This window comes from Paenibacillus sp. 2TAB19 (assembly GCF_052115185.1).
Classification (GTDB): Bacteria; Bacillota; Bacilli; order Paenibacillales; family Paenibacillaceae; genus Pristimantibacillus.
Genome location: NZ_JBFRGE010000136.1, coordinates 1 through 8,704 on the forward strand (window position 1 = coordinate 1; position 8,704 = coordinate 8,704).

An 8,704-nucleotide genomic window follows, 5' to 3' on the forward strand; every position below is an offset into this window, starting at 1 on the left:
GACATAGAGATGATAACAAAGTCGAAGCAATATTCGACGCGACCATTCAGCTAATTAATGAGATCGGTTTCTCTGATACGTCGATATCAAGAATTGCCAAAAGAGCGAGTGTATCGGCAGCGACGATTTATATTTACCATGAGAACAAAGAGGATCTGCTCTACAAGACCTACTTGAAGATTAAAGGCAAGATGAGCGAGAAAATGTTTCAGGGAGTGGATCATACCCGAACAGTTTACGAACGATTTGAGGCTATCATCCGCAACTATGTTGATTTTATTCAATCCTTCAAAGAATATTTTTTGTTTCTGGAGCAAATAATGAATTCGCCTTTGCCCCAGAAATGGTGCCTAGAGGATACGGCAAGTYAGTTTCAACCGATCTTCGAGATGTTTGACGCCGGCATCCGACAGGAGATGTTGAAGAAGGAGGATATTAACATGTTAGTTGTTTACTCCATCTTGCCAATAGCCGAATTGTTGAAAGCACATTTGAAGAACGGGACCATATTGAATAGTAAACAATTAGATTCTGCCATCAAGATGAGTTGGGACGCTATTAAGGCATAGCAAAGTATTTTAAGCGATGCATAGCATCGCTGTTCTTTCCACCTTTAATAAATGAATATTCACTTATTTTTGGTGAAATATGATAAAAGAGAGGCAAAGAACAATGAAGTTTACCATCTTTGGAGCTAGCGGGGGTACGGGCTTACAGCTAATTGACCAAGCGATCAACAAGGGACATACCGTAAAAGCCTTTGTACGTGCCGCAGATCGAATCCCGTTTACCCTGGAGGGATTAACAGTTGTAGAAGGCAATGTATTTACTGAAGAGGATGTAGGATCGGCTGTTGAGGGGCAAGACGCGGTGTTTGTAGCTTTAGGAGCCACAGCAGGAAGACCTTCAGATCTATGCTTACGTGGGACTCGTTCAATTGTGAACGCGATGAGAAGGCATAAAGTAAAGAGACTGGTCGTTCTTACGGGCTTTGGCACCAGCAGAGAAAGCAGGAATCAGCTCGGAATTGGGATGAGAATGATTGTAAAACTGGTTTCTTTAATAACGTTCCGAGAGTTTTACGATAAGGAAAGGCAGGATGGTATTGTGCGGAAAAGTGGATTGGACTGGACTATCGTTCAGCCTTCAAGGCTCACCAATGAGCCGGGCAAAGGGCGATATAAGCACGGTGCTATTACTCCTTCCATGCTAGCTAAAATTTCTCGTGACGACGTGGCTAGATTCATGATCGATTCAGTTGAACATGCTCGTTATATCAAACAAACCTCGTTTATTCACGACTGACTGTAACAGCTTTGCATGTAGTAATGACCCAATTACATTTTAAAATATAAGCTTTCGGAGGAATAAATCATGAGACCAAACTGGACGCCTGACGATCTCCCAAACTTAAGAGGAAAAAACGCTATCGTGACGGGAGGCAATGGCGGGGTAGGCTATTATACGGCATTAGAGCTAGCGAAGCACGGTGCCAAAGTGATCATTGGAAGCCGTGATCATAGGCGCGGCGAAGAAGCAATCATAAAGATGAAACAAACGGCACCGAATATAGATGTAACAGTGGAGCCATTAAACTTGGCTGATCTGAAGTCAGTTCGAAGCTTTGCCGACACGATCCACGGGAAAGTGAAAGGAATAGACGTCCTTATAAACAACGCTGGGGTAATGGCAGTTCCCACTCGTGAACTGACGGCAGATGGTTTTGAAATGCACTTCGGAACCAATCATCTTGGACACTTCGCGTTGACAGGTCTGTTATTGCCGTTAATTGAAAAGAACCACGGTCGAATCGTTACAGTTAGCGCACAGTCAGCTCAAATGGGTGATATAGATTTTTCTGATTTAAAAATGGACAAGAAATACAGACCAATGGCAGGATACAATCGCTCGAAACTTTCAAACATACTGTTTGCCCGAGAATTAAATCGACGTGCGAAGAAGAAAGGTATCATTTCTATAGCGGTACATCCCGGTACAAGTCCTACAGGCATCGGGAGAAATGCACCGAAGGGAACCAAAGCATTCGGACTGCTATTAATGAAAATATTCGGAACTCCTCCTGATCAATCGGCTTGGCCATCACTTATTGCGGCGACGGATTCGACAATCACCGGAGATATTTACGTAGGGCTAGGAATGAATCCTCTAAAGGCTAAGAAACCGAAGTTTGTAGATTTCCCCAAAAAGGCATTGGATGTGCGGCTTGCGGAAAAACTTTGGTTACTATCCGAGAAGTTAACCGGAGTACATTATGACTTGTAAAAAACTATCAAGGATGGCTCCTTTTTTTTCGCCTATAGAMCCGTTAAAATGAACCGTATCACATATGCCAGTTCATTACGCAAACGAGGAACGATATTTGAATGTACATAGCGGCAGCCGGTCATGTGATCATCCAGGATGAAGTTGAAAGGCACGAATCCCGAGACACATTCCAAAACACCCAAACACAACAAACAAGGAGCAAGATCCACGGAGATCTTGCTCCTTGTTCTACATTTAGGGAAAGAAAAAAGAATCCTTGGCTGCAACAAGAYCCARTGTGGGATAAATYTCATAAAAAACAACTTAGTWTTTCAARCGAGGAGAACAACTCWTAAACAAACCTATATAATGTGGCACATCGTATAAGAAGTCTTGATTTTTGTGTTTTTTTTAATTTGCAGTTCGGGATATAGTCCGTGGCGGTATTATGCCCAAATCAACACTCAAAGCGTTCAGATCAAGGGGAAGACAGAATAAAAGAACCCCTGGAGAGTATCCAAGAGTTTCTTCTGTTTTTTATTTGTAGTCCGCCAGTCCAAGGTAGTGCAGTGAGACGATGTTCTCGTAGCCCATTGCCGCCCGTAGATTCTGCTTATTGCTTTCAGTCAGTTTGGCGTACGCTACTTGCGCCTCGTGGAAGCTTTGAAGGCGGTTCTTACCATTCTCGATCCCCTCGTAGTACTTGTAGACGAAGAAGAACGGATTATCTTTCTTCAAGAGCTCCTTTCCAACCGCGACGTAGTCATTCCAGTCGTCGCCTGTCTCTCCTTCCGGAGTGGGAACCCGAAGCCACAGGTAGTTCATGGCGTCTCTGTTGTAGGTCGGAATGGTGTAGGCGATAGGGTTGATCATCTTCCCTTTTGCCATTCCATCGTGGATGATACTGTTCGCGTCCAGTCCCTTGGCGGAAGCCATACCCCAGAAAAATGCCGTGTAGTAGTTGGAGCTCAGGATTGTAACGCTATTGCGGTCAATGAAGTAATCCTTTCCACTCTTTTTCAGAGCGGCTCCCTCGGTGCCTCCGTCGCCGCCCACTACGAGATCCATTACCCCAGACTTGTTTTCCTTTGCCAAATTGGCGGCGAGATCCTTATAGTAGATGCGAAGGTTGGTATTATTGAAGAAACCGAATTCATTTTCTTCTTTCATTCGCTTCATGAGGAGGGCAATGTCGTCCTGAGCGATTCCGTCTTGGATCTCGTAAGGGGCCGTAAGAACGACGGACGGAACGGTTTTATCATCGATCTGTTTGCGGTATGCTTCGTAGTTTCCGATGTAATTGGAGATTTCCCCTTTCGTCAGCGGAAGGCGCGAGACGGGCCATTCGGGGATGATGCTGATTGGAAGGTTCTCCTGCACGATCCCATAGACGTTGACGTCCGTTAGGTGTTTGCTATCGTTCTTGAAAGTGGAAAAGAAAAGATCGGACACGTACTTTTCGACCTTGTTGTGCTCGACGCCGTTCCACTCGAAATTACCTTCCGTGAGTTTCATCTTATGAATGTATGAGAAGGAAGGAACGTCGCTTGCCAGACCGAAGATCTGGATTCCAGCGACCTTACCGCCGAGCTTCTTCTGCTCTGATTTCAGAGCGTCATACAATTGAGGTGCCGTCTTGAACTGCGCCGCGTCCAGCAGAACGTTATGAGTCTGCCTGAATTTGTTGGCGAATAGTTTGATCGAAGCCAAGTCTTGAGCAGCTACCTTCTGGCTGTTGTAGACGAAGTAGTAGCGGCTTTCTGGTGCTGCCGCGCCTGTTGTGATAATAACCTGCTTGCGGCTTTCATCCCACTTAACATCAGCTCCAAAGCCTTCTGCAACGAACCTTGCTGGTACGAAGGTTCTACCTTTGATTTTGGTAGCGGCGACGTCAAGCAGGACTGATTTTCCGCTGACTTCAGCTTTTGTGTCATTCAGGCGAAGAGTGACGACAAAGCCATCCTTATTACCTGTGATTGTCTGAGTGACATCCTGCCAACCTACCTCCGCGCCTAAACTCTCGAAAATGGCACGGAGCGGAACCATCACCCTTCCGTCTATTTTTTGAGGAGCAACGTCAAAGTAGATGGGGCGGCTGTCGATTGTCGCCGTAATTTCAGTGCTTCCCCCGCTGGCAACCGTTAGGCTGCCGAAGGGGAGTAGAGTAGCAATCAGAAGAATTAGAAATGCAGAAGTCCATTGAAACTTTTTCACGCTAGTATTGCCTCCTTAATCTTTGGTTGTTATGCCCATTTTTTCACAATGCTTTATTTCAGTCAATTGAAAATTAGCGAAACCTGTCGATCGAGGTTAAGCGCTAAAGGCCTTGAGATGATCCTGTGGATGAGTTCAGAAGTTCTCAAACAACTGTTTACACAGCATTGAGTTCAGAAAGTTGTTGATATAAGAGATTCAAAGTGAATGAAGAATATATCGTATTTGCTTACGGCGATCCAGATCAACTTGAAACAGGACTTTGTGAAGGAAATAAAACTCTAGCATCTGCACAAGAAGAACTTAAAGCATTGGGAGCAGGATATAAACCCACTAAGATTTCACTCGCTCAAAAGGATCCTTTGGAAATATCCTTCGATAACAAAGAAAAAGATGACCGATTCTAACATTGTTCATCTTGCTGGTCATATCATTAAGAAGGCGACGGCGGTGATAGCATCTGTTGCGACTTCCCTTTCTCGGTACCTATTCACCTTTGGGCGTTAAAATAACGAGGAACTATAGCTTCATAATCATCAGGACGAGGCTGYCGGCATAAATCGGCAGCCTCGTTGAGCTAACGGGCAGCATTCCTGTATTGAACAAATACGAGATTTAAACAACAAAAATACTCCTTGGTAAAATGTTATTGGATCCACGATGCTGGCCGGCTGACGGATTCCAATAACAAACCAAGGAGATTACAAGATGAATTCTACTCAAAATGAAAGAATTATTCAAATCACTCCATCAACTTTAATTATCGGAGTCGACATTGCTAAATTCAAACATGTGGCTCGAGCTCAAGACTACCGCGGAGTCGAGTTTGGGAAACCAATTACTTTTGAAAACAATAGACAAGGCTTCGAGTTGTTTGTGAACTGGTTCCGCATAATTTCGGAGGAACACAGCTTTCATGACGCTCTAGTAGGAATGGAACCAACTGGCCATTACTGGATAAACCTTGCTTATTTCCTGAAAGAAGAGCAGATAGCATATGGTGTTGTAAATCCATTGCACGTGAAGAAAAGCAAAGAGTTGGATGACAATTCACCTACCAAAAACGACATTAAAGATGCGAAAGTCATTGCACAGTTGGTCAAAGACGGGAGATACGCCGTACCGAGCTTTCCTCAAGGCATTTATGCTGAACTAAGGGAAGCAATGAAGATTCGCGAGATCCTAACGACCGACCTTTGCTTGGTCCAAGCACAAGTCCATAACTGGTTAGACCGATACTTTCCAGAGTTCCTGACGGTATTCAAGGATTGGGAATGCAAGTCTGCGATTCAAATGTTAAGCCTCTATCTAATGCCGCATGAGCTTGTTAATGTGTCGGATGAAGCCTTATTGCAGCATCTGCGAGCAGTTGCAAAGCGAGGTCTTGGTCTAGGTCGGATTAAGAACTTAAAGGAAGCAGCAAGCCGTTCAGTAGGCATAAGAGAAGGCACAGAATTAGCAAAAATGGAACTCAAGCTCCTGCTCACTCAGTATGAATGGCTTCATAGCCAACTCTTAGAGCTTGAAGCAAGGTTGGATGAGTTACTCATTCATACTCCTCACGTTCAGCAATTGATGGCCATAAAAGGGATTGGAAGAGACACCATTGCAGGATTCCTTGCTGAAGTACATTAGCCAGTACCGTCATCCTAAGCAAATTACAAAGCTCGCTGGATTGAGTTTAAAAACGAATTCGTCCGGTACTCATACAGGACAAACTAAGATAACGAAGAGAGGCAGGAAACGTCTTCGTGCCTTACTATTTAGAGTAATGATGCCGTTAGTGGCTAAGAATACAGCCTTCAAAGCCTTGCACGAGTATTACACAAAACGGCCGATAAATCCGTTGAAGAAAATGCAATCTCTCATCGCGTTATGTAACAAACTCATTCGGATCCTTTTTGGCATATTGAAGAAGGGACATGAGTTTAGCGAAAGGAAGATGTTCCAGGATATCCCTCGATTCAGAGAGTTACCACTAGCAGCTTAACGGAGTGTTTTTAAAGACGATGACCAAAACCATAGTAAAATAACAAGAAGCACGGATGAGTCGGAACGGCACTATCATACGGACGAAGATCCTGTCGGGCAGCATATCTGACCTCCACCTCATGGACAGGTTGAATGAAGGAATGTGGGAGCGTAGACTCTGTGAGATGTGGGAGGGTTGACCACCATGAGCTATGTGGAGACCCAATTGTGCAACCATACTTTACCGCAGTAGCCACTTTTTACAGTGAGGTGGTCTAGGTGGATGTCTTTTTGCGCAATTACCAGCCCCACAAATTTCTTCATCTACAACTTCGTTCCATTGAAAAGTTATCTTCGGAATAGAACGCTGGGTCAAAAGCTAAGAAAAAGTGAGCATTTAAGAGAAAAGTGATTCTCCATAGAGGGAGGATAGTTGAATAAAAGCTAGTCCACCCGTTTGCATAAGTTCCTGCAAACATTTTTGAGTTTATAGAGGGACTAAAGACTTCTCCCTAACAGCGTCMCAACTTGTGTAGCCATTACTTTAGGCGGATAAGGCATTCCATTTCTAATCCACCATTCAATTGTACCTACATAAGCGGTACCGGCATATTGCAGCATTACATCATCGATTAAATCTATATTTCTTCCGCTTTCTCTATCTATCTCACCTTTGAAACCTTCAATAAAAGATGTTAGAAGTCGAGTTCTGAAAGCTGACGGTACACCTGTACTTGCCAACATGGTTGAAAAAAATAAAAAATTTTTCTCGAAATATTCAAAATAAGGTACTAGAGCCTCGTTCCAATCCATCTCACATGCCCATTCGTCCATCTCTCCTAATTCACTCAGGTGTGTTTCTATGAGTTTGTCCAATAAATCGAATTTGTCTTGAAAATGAAGATAAATTGTTCCGCGATTTAGGTTTGCCCGGTCTGCAATATCTTGAATGGTTATATCATCAAAATTTTTTTCAGTCATCAGTTCAATAACAGCTTTTTTTAAAGCCTCCTGCGTTTTAAGAATTCTCCGGTCTACTTTAGCCATCGTTTACCCACCATACCTTCTAAAGATACTTAACATTTATATTTCTTATGTTGATTTATCAACAAACCTCGTTTCTTTAACCATTGAATTAACGCATCTTGATCATATAATAATAAACACAAGTTGATTAATCAAGTCTTGTTGTTTAATCATCAAAGTTTGAGCTATGGAAAAGAGATAATGGATCAAGAAATGAACGTCAAATACACGATCAGGAGTATAACCGAGGAAGTCTTTATCGAAGGGAAGAAGGTGACCCGCATTCATACCGCATGGCAATTAGGAAACGGTGAAATTTTACTATACGAATACATGTCCTGCAACTATCCTTCATACAGTGTTTGCTTCTTTGACAATTTAGATAATTATCTTGGAACATGCCAGGAAGTTAGTTGGTTGAAGATAGGACCATTTTAGCGGCGTTAAGTGATGGTTAGAGAGTTTGCGCGTATTATAGAAGTTTTTGAAAGTTTTGTTAAAAGAAAGTAGGAGCTAATTTGATGGATAGAAAAAATCATTTGTTTATTTTTATTTTAACGATAGGTGTTTTCGGTATCTTAAACACGGAAATGGGTATCGTTGGGATATTACCTTCGATTGCTGATCACTTTAATGTCAGTATAGCTAAAGCAGGGTTACTAGTGAGTCTCTTTGCACTCGCTGTCGCCATCTCTGGACCGATTCTTCCGTTATTATTTTCGGGCTTAAATCGTAAAAAGGTAATGTTATTTGTAATAGGTGTTTTCGTTCTTGGCAACGTCGTCTCCATATTCGCATCAAGCTTTACCGTTTTGTTAATTGCTCGTGTACTTCCAGCCTTTTTACATCCCGTATACGTCTCAATAGCTTTAACAGCAGCAGCTGCATCAGTTAACAAGGAAGAGACTCCTAAGATGATTTCAAAAGTATTTATGGGAGTAACGGGGGGGATGGTACTTGGATCACCAATCTCTAGTTTTATTGCTACTTCAACTTCAATTAAGATGGCCATGTTGTTTTTTACTGTCGTGAATGTAATTGCATTTATTACTTTACTATTTATACCATCCATGCCTGTTAAGGAAAGACTCTCTTATGGATCTCAGTTAAGTATTTTAAAACGGTTCTTTACTTGGCTATCCATAGCTGCAGTCGTATTTATAAATGCAGCGATGTATGGAGTAAGTAGTTACCTTGCTGAGTATCTTGAAACCATTACTCATATACC

The 8,704-nt window shown here is 42.7% G+C and carries 7 protein-coding genes and 1 pseudogene; 6 read left to right on the forward strand and 2 right to left on the reverse strand.

Going from position 1 to position 8,704, the window contains the following annotated elements; all coding sequences use genetic code 11:
- From AB4Z33_RS29700 to AB4Z33_RS29710, 3 genes are all read left to right on the forward strand, one after another.
- A partial coding sequence (locus AB4Z33_RS29700; protein ID WP_442053363.1) for a TetR/AcrR family transcriptional regulator occupies nt 1-569 on the forward strand: 569 nt, incomplete at its 5' end.
- A gap of 103 nt (nt 570-672) precedes the next feature.
- Nucleotides 673-1,305, forward strand: a complete 633-nt coding sequence (locus AB4Z33_RS29705) for an NAD(P)-dependent oxidoreductase (RefSeq protein ID WP_442053364.1) — start codon at nt 673-675, stop codon at nt 1,303-1,305.
- Nucleotides 1,306-1,374: 69 nt separating this feature from the next.
- Nucleotides 1,375-2,283, forward strand: coding sequence for an oxidoreductase (locus tag AB4Z33_RS29710; RefSeq protein WP_442053365.1), 909 nt, complete (start codon nt 1,375-1,377; stop codon nt 2,281-2,283).
- Between the two features lie 519 nt (nt 2,284-2,802).
- On the opposite strand, the gene AB4Z33_RS29715 is transcribed toward AB4Z33_RS29710, so the two are convergent.
- Nucleotides 2,803-4,479 carry a copper amine oxidase N-terminal domain-containing protein gene (locus AB4Z33_RS29715; protein ID WP_442053366.1) on the reverse strand — a complete coding sequence of 559 codons (1,677 nt, stop codon included), beginning with the start codon at nt 4,477-4,479 and terminating at the stop codon, nt 2,803-2,805.
- 203 nt (nt 4,480-4,682) lie between these two features.
- Here AB4Z33_RS29715 and AB4Z33_RS29720 point away from each other — a divergent pair, with 203 nt between their 5' ends.
- Both AB4Z33_RS29720 and AB4Z33_RS29725 read left to right on the forward strand, forming a co-directional pair.
- Nucleotides 4,683-4,886, forward strand: a complete 204-nt coding sequence (locus AB4Z33_RS29720) for a hypothetical protein (protein WP_442053367.1) — start codon at nt 4,683-4,685, stop codon at nt 4,884-4,886.
- 301 nt (nt 4,887-5,187) lie between these two features.
- Nucleotides 5,188-6,469, forward strand: a pseudogene (locus tag AB4Z33_RS29725) (IS110 family transposase).
- A 479-nt stretch (nt 6,470-6,948) separates the two neighbouring features.
- Here AB4Z33_RS29725 and AB4Z33_RS29730 read toward each other — a convergent pair.
- Nucleotides 6,949-7,497: a TetR/AcrR family transcriptional regulator gene (locus AB4Z33_RS29730; RefSeq protein WP_442053368.1), complete on the reverse strand. Its 549-nt coding sequence runs from the start codon at nt 7,495-7,497 to the stop codon at nt 6,949-6,951.
- Between the two features lie 500 nt (nt 7,498-7,997).
- Between AB4Z33_RS29730 and AB4Z33_RS29735 the strand changes: the two genes are divergently transcribed.
- Nucleotides 7,998-8,704 (forward strand): MFS transporter (locus AB4Z33_RS29735; RefSeq protein WP_442053369.1); only part of this gene is annotated, 707 nt, incomplete at its 3' end.